Source organism: Providencia sp. PROV048 (genome assembly GCF_033688165.1).
GTDB classification, from domain to species: Bacteria; Pseudomonadota; Gammaproteobacteria; order Enterobacterales; family Enterobacteriaceae; genus Providencia; species Providencia hangzhouensis.
Window position 1 is genome coordinate 3694599 of sequence record NZ_CP096360.1, and the last position, 20602, is coordinate 3715200.

20 protein-coding genes are annotated in these 20602 nt (G+C 40.0%); 16 read left to right on the forward strand and 4 right to left on the reverse strand.

The features are described 5' to 3' along the window. Positions 1-10: 10 nt before the first annotated feature. Together M1F26_RS16510 and M1F26_RS16515 are read right to left on the reverse strand one after the other, a co-directional pair. On the reverse strand, positions 11-940 hold the full coding sequence (locus M1F26_RS16510; protein ID WP_094961565.1) for a sce7725 family protein: 930 nt from the start codon (positions 938-940) through the stop codon (positions 11-13). A 3-nt stretch (positions 941-943) separates the two neighbouring features. Continuing rightward, a complete protein-coding gene (locus M1F26_RS16515; RefSeq protein ID WP_140171724.1) occupies positions 944-1792 on the reverse strand; it encodes a sce7726 family protein in 849 nt (282 codons plus the stop codon). Positions 1793-2148: 356 nt separating this feature from the next. On the opposite strand from M1F26_RS16515, the gene M1F26_RS16520 reads away from it, so the two are divergent. From M1F26_RS16520 to M1F26_RS16550, 7 genes are read left to right on the forward strand one after another with little or no spacing between them, the layout of a single operon-like run. Further along, on the forward strand, positions 2149-3147 hold the full coding sequence (locus M1F26_RS16520) for a 3-oxoacyl-[acyl-carrier-protein] synthase III C-terminal domain-containing protein (RefSeq protein ID WP_140171725.1): 999 nt from the start codon (positions 2149-2151) through the stop codon (positions 3145-3147). Continuing rightward, complete coding sequence (locus M1F26_RS16525) at positions 3144-4151, forward strand: NAD-dependent epimerase/dehydratase family protein (protein ID WP_140171726.1); 1008 nt, start codon at positions 3144-3146, stop codon at positions 4149-4151. The genes M1F26_RS16520 and M1F26_RS16525 overlap by 4 nt, the downstream gene beginning before the upstream one ends. After that, positions 4145-4948 carry an MBL fold metallo-hydrolase gene (locus M1F26_RS16530; protein ID WP_140171727.1) on the forward strand — a complete coding sequence of 268 codons (804 nt, stop codon included), beginning with the start codon at positions 4145-4147 and terminating at the stop codon, positions 4946-4948. Before M1F26_RS16525 ends, M1F26_RS16530 begins: the two co-directional genes overlap by 7 nt. After that, positions 4942-6222: a F390 synthetase-related protein gene (locus tag M1F26_RS16535; protein WP_227528998.1), complete on the forward strand. Its 1281-nt coding sequence runs from the start codon at positions 4942-4944 to the stop codon at positions 6220-6222. Before M1F26_RS16530 ends, M1F26_RS16535 begins: the two co-directional genes overlap by 7 nt. Then, positions 6219-6833 carry a phosphatase PAP2 family protein gene (locus tag M1F26_RS16540; RefSeq protein ID WP_094961571.1) on the forward strand — a complete coding sequence of 205 codons (615 nt, stop codon included), beginning with the start codon at positions 6219-6221 and terminating at the stop codon, positions 6831-6833. The genes M1F26_RS16535 and M1F26_RS16540 overlap by 4 nt, the downstream gene beginning before the upstream one ends. Continuing rightward, positions 6826-7950, forward strand: a complete 1125-nt coding sequence (locus M1F26_RS16545) for a sterol desaturase family protein (RefSeq protein ID WP_140171729.1) — start codon at positions 6826-6828, stop codon at positions 7948-7950. Before M1F26_RS16540 ends, M1F26_RS16545 begins: the two co-directional genes overlap by 8 nt. Continuing rightward, positions 7940-9043 (forward strand): fatty acid desaturase family protein, encoded by a 1104-nt coding sequence (locus tag M1F26_RS16550; RefSeq protein ID WP_140171730.1) that lies wholly within the window; start codon positions 7940-7942, stop codon positions 9041-9043. The genes M1F26_RS16545 and M1F26_RS16550 overlap by 11 nt, the downstream gene beginning before the upstream one ends. A gap of 34 nt (positions 9044-9077) precedes the next feature. Here the strand turns inward: M1F26_RS16550 and M1F26_RS16555 are convergent, their stop codons facing one another. Then, entirely contained in the window at positions 9078-10397 is a 1320-nt protein-coding gene (locus tag M1F26_RS16555) for a polysaccharide deacetylase family protein (protein WP_140171731.1), read from the reverse strand. Between the two features lie 293 nt (positions 10398-10690). On the opposite strand from M1F26_RS16555, the gene M1F26_RS16560 reads away from it, so the two are divergent. From M1F26_RS16560 to M1F26_RS16570, 3 genes are all read left to right on the forward strand, one after another. Next, the gene (locus M1F26_RS16560; RefSeq protein WP_140171732.1) at positions 10691-11803 is read left to right on the forward strand and encodes a mandelate racemase/muconate lactonizing enzyme family protein; all 1113 of its coding nucleotides are present in this window, start codon (positions 10691-10693) and stop codon (positions 11801-11803) included. A gap of 249 nt (positions 11804-12052) precedes the next feature. Then, a complete protein-coding gene (locus M1F26_RS16565) occupies positions 12053-13363 on the forward strand; it encodes an MFS transporter (RefSeq protein WP_318837614.1) in 1311 nt (436 codons plus the stop codon). A 164-nt stretch (positions 13364-13527) separates the two neighbouring features. Further along, positions 13528-14262 (forward strand): Crp/Fnr family transcriptional regulator, encoded by a 735-nt coding sequence (locus M1F26_RS16570; RefSeq protein WP_099975398.1) that lies wholly within the window; start codon positions 13528-13530, stop codon positions 14260-14262. Here M1F26_RS16570 and exuR read toward each other — a convergent pair whose 3' ends face one another. Further along, positions 14263-15024, reverse strand: a complete 762-nt coding sequence (gene exuR / locus M1F26_RS16575; RefSeq protein ID WP_140171733.1) for a transcriptional regulator ExuR — start codon at positions 15022-15024, stop codon at positions 14263-14265. It lies immediately after the preceding gene. A gap of 240 nt (positions 15025-15264) precedes the next feature. Here exuR and M1F26_RS16580 point away from each other — a divergent pair, with 240 nt between their 5' ends. From M1F26_RS16580 to M1F26_RS16605, 6 genes are all read left to right on the forward strand, one after another. Then, entirely contained in the window at positions 15265-16758 is a 1494-nt protein-coding gene (locus tag M1F26_RS16580) for a UxaA family hydrolase (RefSeq protein ID WP_140171734.1), read from the forward strand. Between the two features lie 224 nt (positions 16759-16982). Continuing rightward, positions 16983-17834, forward strand: a complete 852-nt coding sequence (locus M1F26_RS16585) for a MurR/RpiR family transcriptional regulator (protein WP_140171735.1) — start codon at positions 16983-16985, stop codon at positions 17832-17834. Positions 17835-18019: 185 nt separating this feature from the next. Next, positions 18020-18451, forward strand: coding sequence for a PTS sugar transporter subunit IIA (locus tag M1F26_RS16590; RefSeq protein WP_096864482.1), 432 nt, complete (start codon positions 18020-18022; stop codon positions 18449-18451). A 9-nt stretch (positions 18452-18460) separates the two neighbouring features. Next, the gene (locus M1F26_RS16595; protein ID WP_140171736.1) at positions 18461-18934 is read left to right on the forward strand and encodes a PTS system mannose/fructose/N-acetylgalactosamine-transporter subunit IIB; all 474 of its coding nucleotides are present in this window, start codon (positions 18461-18463) and stop codon (positions 18932-18934) included. Between the two features lie 46 nt (positions 18935-18980). After that, a complete protein-coding gene (locus M1F26_RS16600) occupies positions 18981-19772 on the forward strand; it encodes a PTS mannose/fructose/sorbose/N-acetylgalactosamine transporter subunit IIC (RefSeq protein ID WP_047756133.1) in 792 nt (263 codons plus the stop codon). Then, entirely contained in the window at positions 19769-20599 is an 831-nt protein-coding gene (locus M1F26_RS16605) for a PTS system mannose/fructose/sorbose family transporter subunit IID (protein WP_004259186.1), read from the forward strand. Before M1F26_RS16600 ends, M1F26_RS16605 begins: the two co-directional genes overlap by 4 nt. The last annotated feature ends 3 nt before the right edge of the window (positions 20600-20602 follow it).

Genomic DNA, 20602 nt, shown 5'->3' on the forward strand with positions numbered 1-20602 from the left:
TAAATTGACCTTATATTAATTCATTTATAACTAACACATGATTTTTAATCGATATTTTTTTAACTGTACCTAAGCCTGGGTATTTTTTATCAGTAAAATATTTTCTCAGTTCATCTATCGCAATATTATCCAATGGTAATGAATCACAAAAAGTGATGGCCTTCTTTGTTGCCTCTGCGAATTTACCTTGTACGTTTTCTATTGAATCATTAGATTCAGATGTAAAATGGCTAATCCAAACCTCATTAGTAACCTCACTCTTCGGATAGGTGAGATGGATCACCACCGCCCTAGGAGTACTACCACCATCGACAAAATCACTAGGCAATATCGTATAATCAGAGAAACCTTGGTAGCCATCCTCTTTATAATAGAGATGCTCCTCAGTAAATTTATGCGCAGCTATATCCAAAAAATCGGAATTTCTTTGTTGTTTTTCAAATAAATCATCTAATCTAATGTAGTTTATATCAAGTAATTTCATATACTTGTCTAACCCTCGATACTTATTAGGGTCTAATAACATTAAATGAGAAATTTCATCTCGGGTAGATAATTCTTTCAACTGTTCTTCATCAGAAAATTTATCTAAACAAACTATCAAGCAATTTTCCAGATTATACTTATCTATACAAGAAAGAATATAATTACTGTTATCGGTATATATAAATGCAGGTAAATATGTTTCCCCATTTAATTCTTTCAAGTAATTCAATACATCATATCTATCCCCTGCAATCTCACCACAACAAGGATTAACGATGAGAAAAGCCTTAAAATTTTTCTCTTGAAAAATATTACATGCTAAATTCAATCCACTAAAACTAGATTTAACAGGTTCTAAAACCGGCATTACCTTATTATTTACAATGCCAGATGTAGCGAGTTCCCTTAAGGAAATCAGTTCAAACTGCCTTGCTCTTAAATATGGAAAATACATAGTTTACACCGTATTCGTTTTTAGTTTACTAACCAAATCCTCTCTATCCGCCTTTTTTAAATTCAAAGAAAGGCATATCTGATTAAGCTCATTATTTAGTTTATTAAAAAACAAATTATTAACTTTTCGTTCCTTCATTGCTTCAATAAACAAATGATTCAACTGATTATTTTCAATACTTGAAATTAACTCCTTACAAATATCAAATTGATTAAATGAGTTCATCATTGGCAACTCTTTATAGTAATTTTTTGATATTTTTAAATATTCCTTAGTGTGCAAAACATTCATCAATGTATCAATATCAACATGCTGATTTACTTTTGGCTTACGTTCTAAGTTAAACGCATTACAATCATTACTATATGAAATAACCCCAATAGAATTATCAAAATCGATATATCGCCCCAAATGCTCATGAGGGACGATAATATAAACCTCATTAAATAATTTTTTATACTCTTGGAGTTGATTAGATAACCGATAATCCTTATCTAAAATAGACTTAATTTCAAAAGCTTTCGATACACCATTAAACATAGCTAAATCTGCAATGGCATTTCCAATGCGAAATTCATTAAATATTATGGAACTATTACATCCCAATTCTTTTTTAAGCCACTGATTTAAAAATTCATTTTTTAAAACATACTCATTGGGATAATGCTTTAGCAATAACTTATAGGTCTTTTTTACAAAAGATAAATAGGTTTTACCTTTGTATTTTTCATATAGCTGATATCTATGTAGTTTTACATCAATTGATTTAAAATCGCCTTTAAACCAACGCGATACCTCACTTCTCAAAAAAAGAGAAGATAAGTCTCTAAGCTGATTCGAAGGATATGACATTTTATGTACTCTTTTCAGTATGGATCATTTATGCGTTTATTCTCTTCTATTATCTAACACCTTGAGCCATTATTCAATAACATAAATTTTACTTATTAATTGATGTGATTCGTAAAAATAGCAAACCACTGTCAGTGGCAAACGTACAATTTGTAATCTTTCGGTAATATTGTGGCTTAAGACCTTTTCCATTTTGAAGTGAGTCTTCAGAATAAAATGTCTTCTTCCTCCTCGTCTTCACCAAGGCAAAAAAAACATAAAAGTAAGAACTAAGAATAATTCCGTAATTCCTATATATTAAATATTTGAACTTTGATATTTATTGTCAATATTATGATGAGATAGGCACTACTTATATGTCTGGTAATAGGTCAATCACCCCACTAAAAATCATTGCTTCTGGTGTGGCACTACCTGAAAACAAAATTTACTCCTCAATGCTTGATGAAAAGCTCAATAAACCGAAAGGTTTTGTTGAAAAACATTCAGGTATCGAATATCGCTTCCATGCAAGTCATACCGATTCACAAGCAGTGTTAGCTTCCCTGGCGATTCAAAATGCATTGCATGCGAACCATATCGTACCAAGCAGTATTGATATGCTAATTAATGCGTCTGCAATTCCCGTGCAAGCTTTACCTTGCTCCGCAGCGCATATCCTTGAACAATCAAATTTAAATCAAGGGATTGCCTGCTTTGATGTTAATTCAAGCTGCATCAGCTTTATCACTGCGCTACAGGTTGCTGCGGGGTTATTAGCCACCAGCGCTTATCAACGCATTGCAATTGTTTCTGCGGATATCGCCTCACGTGGTATTGATTGGCAAGATAAAGAATCATCGTTGATTTTTGGTGATGGTGCAGCTTGCGTTGTTGTGGAAAAAGGGGATGGGAATAGTGGAATTATTTCTTACACACACACCACTTATACAGCAGGCATTGATTTTTGTGAAATTCGCGCAGGTGGCACAAGACGCAATCCACGTGCAGGGATGACCGATGATGATTTTCTGTTCCATATGCAGGGGAAAAAACTGTTTCGCCTCGCATCTTCTTTGATTGAAGATTTTATGCAACAGGTTTTCAGTGAATCAGGTATACAGCTCAAACAAATTGGTACCGTGATCCCACACCAAGCAAGCCATCTTTCTTTAGAGCATATGCGCCAACGTGTGGGCGTAACAACTGAGCAATTAGTCGATATCTACTGCCATCGTGGGAACCAAGTTGCGGCCTCTATCCCTTCAGCATTACACGAAGCAATTATCACAGGCCGTTTCTATGAAAAGCCCAGTGCCATGCTAATTGGCACTGCCGCTGGGTTAGCGCTGTGCGCCATGGTATTAGTGCCATGAAGATCCTCGTCACAGGTGCTACGAGTGGCCTTGGTAGAAATGCAAGTGAGTACTTACTGGGGCGAGGTTTTGAAGTCGTCGCTTGTGGGCGAAACCCGCAAGCAGGAGAACAGCTAGTAAAGATGGGAGCTGAATTTATCTCTTGTGAACTGGCTCAGCTTTCTTTGCAACAGGCCAAAGAGATGATGACTGGCTGTGATGCCATTTGGCACTGCGCTGCTCTTTCTTCACCTTGGGGCAAACGCCAAGATTTTGAGACAACAAATGTTCATGCAACTCAAATTTTGGCTACCGCCGCGGGGGAAGCCAAAGTCTCACGCTTTATCCATATTTCCACCCCAGCCATTTATTTTAATTTCACCCACCAGCAAAATATTCATGAGTCCACGGTTAATAAACATTTCGCTAACCAATATGCCAGAACAAAATATTTAGCCGAAACTAGGATTGAGCAGTGCGTTAGGCAGTTTCCGACAACTCGTTACACTATTTTGCGCCCTCGAGGTTTATTTGGCCCCCATGATCGCGTTTTGCTACCGCGTTTGCTCGCCCAAATAAAATCACGTAAGGGAAAATTGGTGTTACCTAATGGGGGAAATAACCATTTTGACCTCACCTATGTGGGAAATGTGGTTCACAGCATGCAGTTGGCGACTTTCAAAGAAACACTCCCTAATGGCGCCATTTATAATATTACCAACCAACAGCCCCAAGCACTAAAACAGACATTAAATCAGTTATTTAGTGAACTCAACTTAGATTGCGAAATTCGTTCAGCTCCTTACCCTTTACTGTATGTTATTGCCAGCCTATTAGAAGCCATTGGCTATTTAACGGGAAAAGAACCATTACTCACACGCTATAGCCTTGGCGCAGCCTATTTCACCATGACATTAGATAACCAAAAAGCACAGCAAGAACTGGGTTACTATCCTTTATATAGTATGCAACAAGGTATTCATTTGACCGCTAAATGGCTGAAACAACAGGAGAACCCATGCTAAAAATTCATCAATATGAAGTGGGTTACTGCACACATCCAGGCTGTGTGGCTTTAAAAGGTGCTAGTTTTAAATCCTGTAAATTCCCAGCAAGAGCATGGCTGATTGAAGATGAACACCAGCGTTGGCTATTTGATACGGGTTATGCCACCCATTTTTATGATCACACGCGCCATGGCATTATGCGGTTATATCGAACTGTTACCCCAGTGTATTTCGAAAGCAAAGACGCCCTTGTCAATCAATTGGCTAATGATGGCTTAAAACCTAATGATATCAATGGTGTGATTTTGTCCCATTTTCATGGTGACCATATCGCGGGGCTACGTGACTTCCCTGACATCCCCATTATTTGCTCAGGAGATGGCTGGGCTAAAACACGCCCTTTAACAGGGTTTGCTGCATTGAAAAATGCCTTTGTCAGTGGTCTTCTACCAGAAGACTTTGAACAACGTACTGTATTTTATGAAGGTTTCCCAAAGGTGGCGTTACCGAATGAATTGCAAATTTTGGGCGAAGGCTATGCAGTAAATCAACAGAAGACGTTATTCATTGTGCCGCTTCCTGGGCATGCTGCAGGGCATATTGGTTTGTGTGTACTAACTGACTCAGGCTGGATATTGCTCGCAGGTGACGCAGCATGGTCTCCCACTAATTACCGTGAATTGCGCGGCCCTATGGCCATTGCCAATATCATCATGGATGATAAGCAGGCTTATTACGAAACACTCAATAAATTACATGAAATTGATAAACGCAATGTGGTTATCCAACTGTGCCACGAAGGGGATTTATTGTGATCCTCTCGATGCTTTGGCATTACTGGCGCGCTCGTCATTTGACGTTTCGCAACCGTGACGAGCTAGAAGCTTATCAACAAAAACGTTTGGCACATTTTAAGCGCAAAGTGTTATCGAAAAGCCCTTACTTTCAGCGATATATCAATCAGCCATTATCTAATTTTCCCATTATGAATAAACAAGTCATGATGGATAATTTTGATGAGATGAATACCGCTGGGCTTTCTAGCCAAAAACTTCTAGAATGTGCACAAAAAAGTGAGCAATCTCGGGATTTTGCCCCTAAAGTAGGGCGCTACAGTGTCGGGTTGTCCTCTGGAACCTCAGGCCGTCGAGGCCTTTTCGTTGTTAGCCCAGAAGAACAAAATGTTTGGTCTGGCAGCATGTTAGCTAAAATGCTACCTAAAAGTCTGTTTAGTGGTGAACGTGTTGCTCTATTTTTACGTGCTAATAATAACCTGTATGAAAGTGTCAATAACCGTTGGATTTCACTGCGTTTTTATGACCTTTTTGCAGATTTTGACCTGCAACTTACTGCACTTGAACAATATCAACCATCAATTATTGTTGCGCCAGCCCAAGTGCTATGCGCAATAGCTGACGCCATTAATCAACAGAAACTTCAACTAAATGTGCAGAAAGTCATTTCCGTGGCTGAAGTATTAGAACCCCATGATAAACAAAAATTACAGGATTGCTTCCCCAATGTTGGAGAGGTCTACCAAGCAACGGAAGGTTTTTTAGGCTGTACTTGTTCTCATGGTACTTTACACTTAAATGAAGCGTTTGTGCATATTGAGCCTAATTGGCTTGATAATAACCGTTTTTCGCCGATTATTACGGATTTTACCCGTAAAACACAGCCTATCGTTCGTTATCAACTGGATGATGTGTTAGTGGTGAAAAAAAACACCTGCCCATGTGGCTCCCCTGAAATGGCGATAGAACGCATTGAGGGTCGCTGTGATGATTTGCTTCAACTTCCGGGTTATAACGGCAAAATGGTGACGATTTTTGCAGATCCCTGTGCGCGGGTTATTGTGAATCACTTACCTGTTACTGCTGATTTCCGCTTAACACAGCAAGGCAACTCATTATATTTACAGGCTGAATGCTCTCCCATGGAGTTATCCCATTGCCAGCAACAGCTAGCAAGTTACTTTGCAAGCCAACACGTTGATATTACGCAATTAGATTGGCAATTATCATCAGCCGCTATTACGCAAGCACTCTCGGTTAAAAAGCGACGTATAACCCGTAAGGAAGTAAAATGAACAACAGGGAATTATTCACTCGCTTTATTTATTGCCTACTCGGCTGGGGAACCGTAGGTATTGTTTACCAATATACCGGGCAAGTGACTGGGCAAGCTCATATTTTACTCCCTAGTAAACTAGATAATGCCGTCCCATTTTCCCCCGATGCCATCTGGCTTTACCTCTCCTTTTTTCTGTTTATCCCACTTGGGTATTTTCTCTGTCCCCTAAGAAAAGCGCGCCCACTTATGTATGCCATGCAACTCTGTGCGCTGGTTTCTGGGGCTGTTTATTTGTGCTACCCCACGACTATGCTATACCACGATTACGACTTATCAACCTTATCCGGACTGGCTTTATCTGCTTTAATGAATATTGATAGCCCACAAAATTTACTACCTTCTCTACATGTCTCATTGACTCTCGTCGTACTGAATGCATTATGGTCAACACAACAAAAATTTCGCACGGTTCTAGCCGTAATTTGGGCCCTTGCTATTTGTGCTTCTGTATTGGTGTTAAAACGCCATTTATTTATTGATGTGGTCACTGGCGCACTCACCGCTTGTGGGGCATTAGTGATTGTTCACACTGCGAAGTTTGTCTTAAAGAGAAACACTAATGAATGAATTAACCTTTCCGATTGTTTTCATGTTAGCGGTTGTGGTCGCAGAAGGTTTGGTGATAGCCAAAACACAAAAAGGAACCGTTAGCTGGCAAGAATTGGTGTTCAACCTGAACTCTGGCCATATTATGCTGTGGCTGTTTAGAGGGTTAGAGATTTTTTGTTACGGCTTTGTCGTGACCCACTACTCATTCAATCTCGTTGAAAACTGGCCAACCGCACTGGTGTGGGTGTTTACGATTTTTGCTTGGGACTTTGGCTTTTACTGGCTACACCGTTTACACCATACTTACCGTGTTTTATGGGCCGTTCATGTGGTACATCACCAAGGGGAGCACTATAACCTATCATTAGGCGTGCGTAATTCGTGGTATTCATCACTCACATCAATCCCATTCTTTATGTTGCTGGCGCTAATGGGGATCCCTTTAGAAGTGTTTATCACCGTTTCAATATTGCACTATACCATTCAATTTTTTAACCACAGTGCGCTGATCCCGCGTTTGGGTTGGTTGGAGAAATTTATGGTAACGCCACAGCACCACCGAGTTCACCATGTGAAAGAAGGGCACTATTCCAACCGTAATTTTGGTGGCAGTTTTATTTTTTGGGACAAACTATTTGGCACATTTTCCAAATTGCCTGAAACGGAACACCATTTTGGCATCAAAGGGGCTCCCGCTTCTGAAAACCCATTTATTGATAGTAATTTGCCTTTTTGGCGTATCATTAAACGTCGCAGTCAACCCAAGGAAAAACCCGCACCATTATTTCGCGTGAACCAAATCGCATTAGTAATGGGAACACTTCTCCTATTTAGCCTAGTTATTGGTTATGTCTATATTTATGGCTATGGTTATCAGGGAACGACTCAACAGCAAGTGATTTTATTTATCTTATTAGCCTTAGGTACCGTGGCACTATCAGGTATTTCAGATGGCCGCAAAATTGGCCTGATGAGCTGGTTTTTTATCGCTTGCTTACTATTAATTTGCATTTTATTTATTTGGCAATGGACAACGCCATTTTGGGTAATTTTTACCACGGCTCTGTGGCTGCATAGTTTATTAATGTTACTTGGTATCGGCAGAAAATCCATACAGGTGCGTGATGTCGCCTGAGCCGCTAAGGCCGTTAGGCTACCAACACCGCCATGATCAAGCGTTCCAAAAAGCGTTGAACAAGGCCGCTAAACACTATTTACAACAGCGTGCAGATCACCGGTTCGCTGACTTACGCTTTTATTTAAAAAGCTTGGTTTTAATCTTGTGCTGCCTAGGCAGTTACGACATAGCGCTATGTGTTAACGCGCCTTGGGCTTTTTTTATTTTTTATCCCCTGTTTATCTGTTTCGCATTATTATTGGCGATTAATTTAGTTCATGATGCTTCCCATAATGCGATTTTCAAACAGGCCAAAGCCAATTATTGGCTCAATTTTTGGGTCACTATTCCGTTGGGTTTAGACCCTGAATGTTGGCGAGTCAGGCATATTATTTTTCACCATGCTCACACCAACATTCGTCATTATGATTTAGATATCGAAGAAAATTTCGTCTTACGTCAAACGCCTTATCAGCGCTGGTACCCGTTTATGCGAGCTCAGCATCTGTATTGGCCATTAATTGCCGCAATGACTTTCCCTGCATTGATTTGGTTCTTTGATTGGATGGACAGATTTCATTTGACGCGCGTCGCCCCGCATATGCGCCATCAAGGCCGTCGTGGTATTGGGGCATTTTTATTGGCTAAGTTACTACATTTGATTGTTGCAATAGTCATACCTGCGTTTGTTATCACTGATATCAGTTTAGGTACCTTGCTACTCACTTACTTATTTAGCCAAATGCTTGCCTCCCTCGTATTTGTTGTATTAATACTTGGCACCCATTGGGCGAAAGCAACTTTTTATACGCCCCCCAAAGAAGGCAATATGCCGCATGGTTTTTATACTCATACTTTTTCAACCACTTATGATTGGCAAACCACACCTCGTTGGCTAACCTATTGGTTAGGCGGGTTAAACTTACATCTTACTCATCATTTATTTCCGAATTGGAACCACCGCCATTACCCTGCACTTGCTAAGATCATTGAGCAAACCGCCGAACAGTTTTCGATGGATTATCATTGTATTAGCGCGAAAGAATTGTTTGTTTACCAACAACAATTTTTAAAAGAGATGGGAACGGGCAAGCAAGCGGATGAGCACTGAGCCAAACAACCCAGTGCTTACTTCGCTATATTGATTATCTGTCGATAATAATATTTTGATTTATGACGCTTTTTTCACTATTACCTACCATCTGAGCAAATTTCTCTAACGGGTCAGTCCGAAAAGCATACAAACGTTTGAGCGCAAAAGGGTTATCCCCCAATTTAACTTTTCCTTGAATGGTCGTGACGGCAAGATGTAGCCCCGCATCTTTAGCCGCATCCATCGCTGATTGGTTATAACCACCAAATGGATATGCAAGGTAACGCTGCTCAGGTTCGAAACGGCTTAGAATTCTCATCGATCGTTTGAAATCCAACATGATCGTATGTTCTTTCCGGCTAAATAAAATGGGTGAATTATGGTTATCTAAACGATGTAAAAAGTGAGTATGAGATTGGATATTAAAAACATCTCGGCTATCTTTTATCTCTTGTTTATTCATAAATTGTAAGTCATGCGCTGACCATTTTTGTGGCTGTGTTTTAATCCGTGAAGAAATAATAAATAGCGTCGCCTGCTGGCGGTTATACCTTAAAATCGGTAATGCATAGCGATAAACTGATTTTAAACCATCATCAAATGTCAGCACGACTGCTTTACCTGGTAAGTTAGCAGATTTATTCAGATAATCTTCCACATCGGCAAGCGAAAGCGTTTGGTAACCCGCCTGTTTTAAATAATTCATTTGTTCACGAAATGCTTCTACGGATGTCGTCGTTGACGTGTCACGAAAATGCTTATTTTCACTGTCTTTGAGAATATGGTGATAAGTTAAAATTGGAATGCCTTTATCTAATGCTACATCATCTAAACGCACATAGCCCAGCCTATCCCCTAGGCGAATGGTTAGCCAAGCAGTCTTTTCTCCTGCTTTATCCGTTTTAATCATCCGCGATAACACAGGGTAGCGCAGGTTTTCCCATAAAGAGGCAATTTGCTTACTATTACTCTGAGTTGAGTTATATACCGCTGTTTTTTGGTGTGTGACCAAATAATCATAAATGGGATTTTGTAAATCATTTAGCCTATCCACTTCAGGTACATAACGCGGTTTTTGGTTCGAAAACGATACTGTTTTTACAAAGGCATACCCATTGCCAAACTGCATTGCACAGTAATCCCCCGAAGGAGAATAGGCATAAAAACCGTGTTCTGCATTGAGTTCTGCGACGGCTCGCATTTCTCCAGCAATCATCGCAAAAATAATTTCAGGCTGTTTTGTTTGCACTAGCTTTGGTGGGATGTCTGCCAACTGCCAATCGTCAGTGTTGTTGACGATCTCAGAAGCCAAAGATTGGGGAAGATAATTCGTAAATAAAATACAAAGCAATAAAAGAAATCGTTTAGACATGTTTTATCCGCTATAAAGCTGGGTTTCCGCCATTATTCTAAACCTACTCTAGATTGAACCCCATACCCTGATAAAAATTTTTATTGTTCCCTGCTTCCCACTATTTTCACCTATTAAGCTGTTATACCAATTTTAAAGATACGCCATAATCTATCATACAAAATAAAGAGATCTAGCTCATATTTATCAGTAAAAAGCGTCATACAGGCACAATCTGTAAATCATTTGACAGTTTAATCCACTTCCCACTGCTAGATTGGCATTCAACCACCTTACAACACCTGGGAACAACAATGAAAATAAAAGAAATTAGTACTTTTATCATGCACGTACCTGTCACTAATGACCTAATTGGTGACTCAACTCACAGCATTACCCATTGGGGGATGCCGGGTGTCATGATCAAAACAGAATGTGGATTAGTCGGTTATGGTCACACAGGGACACATGCCGACATCACCACTGACCGTTTAATCACCACTATTATTGAAGATGTTTTCGGCCCAATATTACTCGGCGAAGACCCAACAGAAGTGCGCTATTTACATCGAAAACTCACTCGCAGCTCAACCAATATCTGGGTAGGTCGTGGTGGTTTGATGCAAATGGCGATTTCTGCCATCGATATCGCCCTTTGGGACCTTAAAGCTAAAGCCGCGGATCAGCCGCTATGGCAACTGTTTGGCGGTTCAAAACACAATAAAGTTAACGCCTATAACACCGACTGCGGTTGGTTAGTGCGTAGCCAAGAAGACTTAGTCGATGATTGTAAAAAAATGATCTTCGAAGAAGGCTTCAAAGCAATAAAAATGAAAATTGGTAAACCAGATCCACGCGAAGATCTACAACGTATTGAAGCTGTTCGTAACGCAATTGGCGACGATATCGACCTAATGGTCGATGCAAACGGTAAATGGGATATCAGTATTGCCAAGCAATATGGCCACCGTTTAAATGATTTCAATATTAAGTGGTTTGAAGAACCATTATGGCATGATGATGTCGCCAGCCATAAACAGCTTGCCGCTTATATGGATATACCTATCGCATTAGGTGAATTACTTTATCACAATGATTCATTTAAAGAATTTGTCTTGGCGGGTGCCGTTGATTACTTACAACCTGATGCAACACGCTGTGGCGGTTTAACAGCGGTATGGGAAATTGCTGACTTAGGTATGGCCTTTAATTTACCAGTGACACCACACCATGGCGATATGATGCAGGCACAATTGCATCTGGTAATGGCACATCCCGCTTGTTCTTTATTGGAATTTATTCCATGGACACTGGATTGCTTTGTTGACCCAGTCGAAGTCATTGATGGTGTTTATACCACACCAACCGCGCCTGGGGCAGGTACGACGTTAAAACCTGAAGCATTAGCCAAATTTAACGTGAAATAATGATCATTCCCTTTTTCAATATTTCATTTCTAACAACATGAAAAAGGGAAATTAATAACAAGAATTATTCATTTTAAATTACTTATTTATACTCTGAATAATTCATGGTGCAATCAACAACACTGCAACTTGAAGTATGACGAGTACATTAGCTCTATACTCTACTCTGCTGGTTATTCAGCGGCGGGCTAAACACATAATAAAAATGAATAGATAACATTACTATCTTACAAAAAACTGGGGTGAACCATGTCCACCAATACGGATCATTTATCATCGGCTACCAGCAAAGCAATACGAAAAATAATACCTATGGTGGTATTAATGTTCATATTGGCTTATTTAGACCGTTCAAATATTGGTTTTGCAAAACAAGAGTTTCAATTAACAACTGGGTTAAGTGACGCTGCATACGCATTTGGCGCAGGGATCTTTTTTATCGGCTACGCACTATTTGAAGTGCCAAGTAATATTCTGTTGTACCGAATTGGCGCTCGGGTATGGTTATCGCGCATTATGGTCACATGGGGGCTAGTCTCTGCCGTCATGATGTTTGCTCATGATGAAACCACCTTTATTGTGCTGCGTTTCTTACTTGGTGTCAGTGAAGCGGGCTTCTTTCCGGGGGTTATTCTGTATTTAACCTTCTGGTTCCCACAAAATATCCGGGCACGGGTGACAGGCTACTTCTTATTTGGGGCACCACTGGCGTTTATCATTGGCGGCCCATTATCTGGCTCATTATTGTCGTTGGAAGGAACTTCATTTGCCTTCGGTTTATACGGCTGGCAGTTAATGTTTGTCGTAGAAGGCTTATTAGCATCTATTGTCGGGATTTGGGTGTTCTTTTACCTTGATGACCGCCCTGAAAAAGCCAAATGGCTGACAGCTGAGGAAAAAAGTGCACTTTCCGCTAAATTAGCCTTGGAAGAAGATGCCAAAGCAGGCCATAGCCCGAAAGGCGCCTTGAGAGCATTATTAGATATGCGCGTTCTCTACCTGTGTCTGATTTGGTTTACCGTTCAAATATGTGGCTATGGGATTTATTTCTTCTTACCAACCCAAATCGGTACGTTGTTGGGCAGTAAAGTCGGCATACTTGTAGGCTTTGTTACCGCCATTCCACCACTGTGTGCGGCAATTGCGGTTTATTATGTACCTCGTATTTCAGAACGTCTAAAAGAACGTCGTAAAGTCGCTGCCATCACCTTTATGTTAGGTGCTGCGGGAATTGCGGTTTCTGGTTTATTCGATAGCATTCCCGTCATTGCGATTATTGCCCTGTGTGTGGCAGCGGCTGGTCACTTGGCGATGCAGCCTCTGTATTGGAGCTTCCCATCTGCATACTTAGGCGGCACCGCAGCTGCATCGGGTATTGCTTTGATTAACTCAGTGGGTAACTTAGGTGGTTTTGTGGCACCAAACTTACGAGTTTGGGCTGAAACTACCTTTGAATCTGCCCGTGCAGGACTCTATTTTATCGCATTGGTCACCTTTATCGGTGGTCTGTTGATTCTGACATTAAAAAGATTAGGTATTGAAAAACGATTTGAAGATTAATTAATTATCTTTTAAATCCCTCCCGAGCCACATTAATGGCTCGGGTTTTCTATTACCTTATTTCTTATTTATGAGGTTTACTCGAATATTACGGCGGTTCATGATTGAACATAACCCTACCAAATGTCATGATAAAGTTAGCCAATCATGCAGGGAGCATTCAGATGAACATTGCGGTACAAAACAGCCAATTAGTTCTAACGCATGAAAATATTCTTGAAATATTAAAAACAAATAGTTGGTTTAGTAACTTACCTGATTATTTGATTTCCATCTTAATGACATGCGCCACATTACGTTTCTATCCAGATGGTGAAATGGTTCACTATCAGGGTGACCCTGCTCGTGGTCTATATGCGGTGATTCAAGGTTCAGTAAAAGTAAGTTCAATTTCCTCAGATGGCCGTGAATGTGTATTTCGCTATCTTTCACCAGGCAATTGGTTTGGCGAAATTGCCATGCTAGATAAATCAGCGCGCACCCATGATGCCAAAGCGATTAGCCCAACCATATTACTGACGATATCACCGAAAGACTTAACCATGATCTTGGAAAAACACCCCGTTTTTTACCAATTTCTGAATATTTTACTCTGCAAAGTGATTCGTAATGCCTTTACCATTATCAATGACAGTGCCTTATTATCTGTTTCAGCCCGACTCGCCAAACGCTTATTGAGCTTAGCAGAAGGCTATGGCGAACCTCATGAAAAAGGAATTCAACTAAGCTTATATCTTACACAAGATGACTTAGCGACCATCATTAATACCACACGGCAAACCATCAATAAGCGTTTAGTCGCATGGGAAAAACTAGGCTGGATTGATGCAAAATACGGGAAAATTATTTTAGTTAACCTCCCCGCGCTGAAGCAAATATCGGAAGATGATGAGGAATAACTAGCTGTTATCATCCATGGTTGGGCTATCTGCGAAGAAATAGCGATCCATGGTGAATTCGAAGTCATCACTGGTCGCATTGAATAACATTTTTTTGGTATTTTCCAAATGTTGCCACATAGCTTGCCGCGCCCCTTTAGAGTCTCGACGCGCTAACGCCTGCAAAATTTGGTCATGTTCATCGCACCAGCTCTCAATCGAACGGTTATCAATGTGCTCATGAAGCTTGAGCCAGTAAGGGTTACGTAAGCGTTGGCTCCACATTTGCTCAACGATCACCACCATCGCACTGTTATGGGTCGACGCGGCAATTTGCATGTGAAAAGCAAGATCCCATGTTGAATCACGAAAACGATCCTCTTTGCGAGCATGCTTTTGAATATCAACTAGTTTTAAAATATCTTCTTTGGTGGCTTGGGTCGCGGCAAACTCGGCGATATGGCTTTCAATCAATTGCCTTGCTTGTAAGAGCTCAAACGGCCCACAGCGGCTAAACTCTAATCCCGTTTCTGTATTGACTGAGTTATTAGAGCGGTTACTAATAACATGTATGCCAGATCCTTTGCGTACATCCACATAGCCTTCTACTTCTAACATAATGATGGCTTCACGGATCACAGTACGGCTCACCTTCATTTCGTCAGCAAGTAACCGTTCCGCAGGTAATTTAGTGCCAACTGGGTATTCGTCATTTTCGATACGTTCTTTGACCAGAGCCGCAACTTGTTGGTATAGGCGCGGTTCACTCTCTTGTGAGCTCATTATTTTCTCCTTTCACATAACCACCCGACTCGCTGGCCATCAATGTCCACAGTATAACGAAATTTTTCGACGATGGGTGAAATAGAACTTCACTAATAAATAAATCATAATAAATTGGTATAACATCTTTTAAAGTTGTAGACCAGATCGTATAATGAATGAAATTTAGACAACAAAAGATCATTCATACTTTTTATGGCTGATCATGCTTAATCCGATTTCCAGTTCAGGGAACGCAATATGATAAAAGATATAATTAAAATACATCCCAATGACAATGTCGCCATTACTTTAGTTAACCGACAAGCAGGGGAAACCATTAGTGTTGCAGAGCAATCAGTAACATTAAAACAAGATGTTGACCGAGGGCATAAAATTGCCCTCACCTTGATTGAGGCTGGCAATAATATTGTTAAATATGGCGCTCCTATCGGCCATGCAACGACTACCATAACGGCTGGAGAGCATGTTCATACTCATAATACCGCCACCAATTTAAGTGCCTTAAATGATTATGAGTACCGCCCTGAACACAACACAATTGCCGTTACACGGCCGGATCCAGAAGTGCAAATCTATCGCCGAGCAAATGGTGATGTCGCTATCCGTAATGAAATTTGGGTGATACCAACAGTCGGCTGTGTTAATGCACTGGCGAGAAAAATGATCGAACGCTTTAATAAACAACATAATGGCGCTTCTGATATTGATGGTGTTTATCTTTATAACCATACTTTAGGGTGTTCCCAGCTCGGTGATGACCATTTAACAACCCGTACTATTTTACAAGATATGGTTAAGCACCCTAATGCAGGTGGCGTTTTAGTCATCGGTTTAGGCTGTGAAAATAATCAAGTCGCCGCCTTTAAAGAAACATTAGGTGACTATGATGATGAACGCGTGAAATTTATGGTATGCCAACAATTAGATGATGAAATTGAAGCCGGTGTAGAGCACCTTAATGCACTTTATCAATTAGTACAGCAAGATAAACGTGAGGCAGGCAAACTGAGCGAAGTGAAATTTGGTCTTGAATGTGGTGGATCTGATGGCCTTTCAGGGATCACGGCTAACCCATTGTTAGGCTGTTTTTCTGATTTTTTAGTCAGTCATAACGGAACTACGGTGTTAACCGAAGTGCCTGAAATGTTTGGTGCTGAACAAATTCTAATGAACCACTGCCATGATGAACTGACGTTTGAGAAAACGGTCAATATGATCAATGACTTCAAACAGTATTTTATTGCCCATGACCAGCCAATTTATGAAAACCCATCTCCAGGTAATAAAGCCGGAGGCATTTCGACACTCGAAGAAAAATCCCTCGGCTGCACACAAAAAGCTGGCACTAGCCAAGTAATGGATGTTTTAAAATACGGGGAGCGCCTGACAACCCCAGGATTCAACTTGTTAAGCGCACCGGGTAATGATGCCATTGCCACCAGTGCCTTAGGAGCAGCTGGCTGCCATATGGTGTTATTTACAACAGGTCGTGGCACGCCATATGGTGGCTTTGTCCCCACCATGAAAATTGCGACCAATAATGAATTAGCCGCCAAAAAACCCCATTGGATTGATTTTAATGCAGGTGCCTTATTAACAGGAAAATCCATGGATCAGTTATTAGATGACTTCATTCAGTTGGTTGTCAAAACCGTTAATGGTGAACCTACAAAAAATGAAATCAATGATTTCCGTGAATTAGCAATTTTTAAAATGGGCGTCACACTTTAAAAACAAACTGATCCCTATTGCTTTGGTTATTATTAAGCAATAGGGATATAACTAACTATTTATATTTATTAACTTTTTCCTACCGACCTTACTTTCTATCCTAAGCCATAAGCCCCATTATCGTGACACGAAGACAATAAAGAAAAGTCACCATTTCCCTATTTTTAAGATATGGTAGGATCCATTTCGTAATGACGAATTTTAATTTATTAGCAGGGTAAATAATGATAGACCTAAAACTTAGAGAGGCCAGAGACAGCCTTTCCACCAAAGAAAAACAAGTCGCTGAGTACATTATTGCTAATAAGAAAAACATGCAAAGTATTAGCATTCAATCCCTTGCCCAAGAAAATAAGGTCAGTACCACCACTATCTTGCGCCTGTGCCATAAGTTAGGCTACCAAGGCTTTAGCGACCTAAAAATTGATTTAATTTCATCGATTAATCACAAGTCTTACGGCACTCTACTACAAGAAGATATTGATATTAGTGATTCAATGGAAACCGTTAATCACAAAGTAGGATTGATTGAAAAATCATCCATAGAAGAAACTTGCGCTTTGGTCAATTTAAATGCCTTTAAGCTAGCAAATGAATTAATTAGTAAGAGTAAAAAAATTGTCATTTATGGTGCAGGCAGTAGTGGATTAGTTGCAAAAGAATTTGAATATCAACTAATTAAAATAAAAAAAGATGTTAATTGTCACCTTGATTACAGCATCCAATTCAGTATTGTGAATACATTAGATCAGAACGATCTTGTCATTGTCATCTCTCATTCTGGTGAAAACCACGAATGTATCAAACTACTCACTCTTGCCAGAGAATTGAAAGTTCCGACCATTGCTATCACGAAAATGGGGCAAAGCTCGGTGTCATCGCTAGCAGAAACAGTCTTGCACACGATCTCCACGGAGCACGTTTCAAGGCTTATCCCTATTCGCTCAAAAATTTCGCAACTGACTGTAATTAATATGTTGATTACTAACTTATTTATTAAACAGTACGATGAACGAATTCAAAAACAAATTAGTACTCGTGCGGAGCGCTTTTCTCGCTTAAATAGCAATAACTAATCGGCTTTCTCCTCCTTAATATCTTCTATGTGGCTCTAAGTAGCCACTTCGATCTTGCTCACAAAAATGACCCTTTCTAGGAACTCCCCCTTTTCATTCCCCTTTTTTGTGATATTGTTACTTTAAAATAAATATATAAAAGTAATTTTATTACTAAAATAAAAAAATAAATATAAGGGGAAAAAATGAGCTCTCAAATACCTATCATACTGGCTAGCCATGGGCCTTTTGCACAAGGGTTATTGGAATGTGCTGAAATGCTAATCGGCTCTCAAGAAGATATCAGCGTGATTTCCATTCAAAGAGAAAGCAATATTAATGAGGTAAAAAAACATTTATTTGAAACATATCAAAATGTTAATAAAGGCGATGGCGTTTTAATTTTAGTGGATTTATTAGGCGGTTCTCCTTGCAATTTAGCCAGCGAGCTCGTTATTACCCAAAATGATGTTGTGCTGTACTGCGGAATCAATGTTCCTACTTTTCTCGAAATACTCAGCAACCGAGACCTCCCTTTACATGAACTTCATCAAGTCATTAATGATGTATTCCCTGACAGTTGCCTTAATGTCGGTGAACAACTTAAACCATTAGCACAAAATGATAGCGAACTTTAGGAGAATCCCATGCCAATTAATGTTGCTCGAATTGATGACAGACTTATCCATGGCCAAGTTATAACCACTTGGGTTAAAAATTTTGATATTGAACAGGTGATTATCGTCAATGACAAAGTTGCCAATGACACCGTTCAACAATCAGTTCTTACTATGGCTGCTCCACCAGATCTAAAAGTAGTCGTTTTTGGCGTCGATAAATTCATTGAAGTCTTAAAAAAAGCGGAAATTAAACGCCGCACTATGCTGCTGTTTACTAACAGTATTGATGTGAACAGGCTTGTCGAAAGTGGCTTAAAACTGGAAAAACTGAATGTCGGCGGGATGCGTATGCAAGAAGGCCGTCGTAATTTATCCCGTGCGGTTGCTGTAACACCGGATGAAGAACAAGCCTTTAGGTCACTTATCAACAATAACGTTGCCATTGAAATTCAAATGGTTCCTAAAGATCCCATTGTTGAATTGAAAACATTACTCAATTAATTCATTTAATCATACTTATTTTCACTCAATAAGTAAGGAGCCTATTATGTTAGTAGAGGCCATTTTAATTGCAATTTGGGCAGGTATTTGCTCATTGGATGATGTCGGTCCGCAAATGCTAAGACGCCCACTGCTCACCGGTACTGTGGCCGGTATTATCATGGGCGATATGGTTCAAGGGTTAGCCATTAGCGCCACATTAGAATTGATGTGGATGGGAATTGGTAACGTCGGCGCTTATTCTGCACCTGATATTATCGCTGGTTCAATTATTGGAGTTGCACTCGGTATTGCTTCCAATGGCGGAATTGCAGCGGGTATCGCCCTTGCAGTGCCAGTCTCTATTCTATGCCAACAATTACTGATTATCTGGCGTTCTTTTGCCAGTTTCTTAAATGTCTGGGCCAGTAAATCCATTCTTGATGGAAACTACAGTGGCCTAACAAAAGTCCATTATTTTTCGACGCCACTGTGGTTTTTTATTCGCGCCATTCCCTGCTTTATTGCCGTTTATTTTGGTAGTGACTTAGTCAATAGCATATTAAATGCCGTACCTGAAAGTATTCTTACCGGTATGGGGGTCGCATCTAAACTGATCCCTGCTGTCGGTATCTGTATTCTGCTACTCATGTTGCTTAAAGGCAGAATGTGGTTTTTCTTTCTGCTCGGTTTTATGCTCACAACCTATTTAAAACTGCCAATTATCCCAATTACTTTTATCGCTCTGGCATTTGCAGTGCTTTATGACATGGCATTTGCCAGCAGTTTGCGCCAAACACCAGAAGAAAAAACAGCACCAACCTCCCATAAAAATGAAGAAGAGGAGTATGACCTATGAGTGAAGTAACCACCTCTGAAAATAAAAAACTCACGAAAAAAGAGCTTAATGGTATGTTTTGGCGAATTCAAACCATGTCATTCTCATACAACTACGAAAAACTGCAAACTATTGGTTTTGCGCATTGTATGGTACCCGTTCTCGATAAACTTTATGAAAAAGCAGATCAAGAAACACGTATTAAAGCCATGCAACGCCATTTCGAGTTTTTTAACACACAAATTAACGCTGGCGCATTAATTCTCGGTGTCACCGCTGCATTAGAAGAAAAAACAACAGAAGAAGAAAAAGAAGCTGTCGTTTCTGTAAAAGCCGGTTTAATGGGGCCATTTGCAGGCCTAGGTGATAGCTTATTAAAATTTACGTGGTTACCTATTTGCGGCAGCATCGGAGCCGCATTTGCACTGCAAGGTAATATTATTGGCCCTATCTTAATGTTTATTCTGTTTAATATCGTCAATATCGGCACCAAATATTTCTTTATTCATTATGGCTATAACAAAGGCGTTGATTTAATCGAGCAATCGAAAAAATCAAATATTATTCAGCGAATTACTAATATAGCGAACGTTGTCGGGGTCATGGTCCTAGGTTCCTTGATAGCGACGACCGTCAAGCTTTCCACTCCGCTAACCATTGCCGTCGGTGAGCAATCTATCAAAGTACAAGAGATGTTTGACAAGGTAATACCTAACTTACTCACTCTTCTCTTTGCCCTCGGTATTTTCTTCCTTGTTCGTAAATTTCAAGGGAAACATACCGTTGCACTCATTGTCGCCATTATGGTTTTAGGTGTTATTTGTTCTGTGTTCGGAATTTTAGGATGATAA

Bases quoted from the DNA above. Each gene is read 5' to 3' on its own strand.
- M1F26_RS16510 (WP_094961565.1), bottom strand. From the start codon at position 940: ATGTATTTTCCATATTTAAGAGCAAGGCAGTTTGAACTGATTTCCTTA.
- M1F26_RS16515 (WP_140171724.1), bottom strand. From the start codon at position 1,792: ATGTCATATCCTTCGAATCAGCTTAGAGACTTATCTTCTCTTTTTTTG.
- M1F26_RS16520 (WP_140171725.1), top strand. From the start codon at position 2,149: ATGTCTGGTAATAGGTCAATCACCCCACTAAAAATCATTGCTTCTGGT.
- M1F26_RS16525 (WP_140171726.1), top strand. From the start codon at position 3,144: ATGAAGATCCTCGTCACAGGTGCTACGAGTGGCCTTGGTAGAAATGCA.
- M1F26_RS16530 (WP_140171727.1), top strand. From the start codon at position 4,145: ATGCTAAAAATTCATCAATATGAAGTGGGTTACTGCACACATCCAGGC.
- M1F26_RS16540 (WP_094961571.1), top strand. From the start codon at position 6,219: ATGAACAACAGGGAATTATTCACTCGCTTTATTTATTGCCTACTCGGC.
- M1F26_RS16545 (WP_140171729.1), top strand. From the start codon at position 6,826: ATGAATGAATTAACCTTTCCGATTGTTTTCATGTTAGCGGTTGTGGTC.
- M1F26_RS16550 (WP_140171730.1), top strand. From the start codon at position 7,940: ATGTCGCCTGAGCCGCTAAGGCCGTTAGGCTACCAACACCGCCATGAT.
- M1F26_RS16555 (WP_140171731.1), bottom strand. From the start codon at position 10,397: ATGTCTAAACGATTTCTTTTATTGCTTTGTATTTTATTTACGAATTAT.
- M1F26_RS16560 (WP_140171732.1), top strand. From the start codon at position 10,691: ATGAAAATAAAAGAAATTAGTACTTTTATCATGCACGTACCTGTCACT.
- M1F26_RS16565 (WP_318837614.1), top strand. From the start codon at position 12,053: ATGTCCACCAATACGGATCATTTATCATCGGCTACCAGCAAAGCAATA.
- M1F26_RS16570 (WP_099975398.1), top strand. From the start codon at position 13,528: ATGAACATTGCGGTACAAAACAGCCAATTAGTTCTAACGCATGAAAAT.
- exuR (WP_140171733.1), bottom strand. From the start codon at position 15,024: ATGAGCTCACAAGAGAGTGAACCGCGCCTATACCAACAAGTTGCGGCT.
- M1F26_RS16580 (WP_140171734.1), top strand. From the start codon at position 15,265: ATGATAAAAGATATAATTAAAATACATCCCAATGACAATGTCGCCATT.
- M1F26_RS16585 (WP_140171735.1), top strand. From the start codon at position 16,983: ATGATAGACCTAAAACTTAGAGAGGCCAGAGACAGCCTTTCCACCAAA.
- M1F26_RS16590 (WP_096864482.1), top strand. From the start codon at position 18,020: ATGAGCTCTCAAATACCTATCATACTGGCTAGCCATGGGCCTTTTGCA.
- M1F26_RS16595 (WP_140171736.1), top strand. From the start codon at position 18,461: ATGCCAATTAATGTTGCTCGAATTGATGACAGACTTATCCATGGCCAA.
- M1F26_RS16600 (WP_047756133.1), top strand. From the start codon at position 18,981: ATGTTAGTAGAGGCCATTTTAATTGCAATTTGGGCAGGTATTTGCTCA.
- M1F26_RS16605 (WP_004259186.1), top strand. From the start codon at position 19,769: ATGAGTGAAGTAACCACCTCTGAAAATAAAAAACTCACGAAAAAAGAG.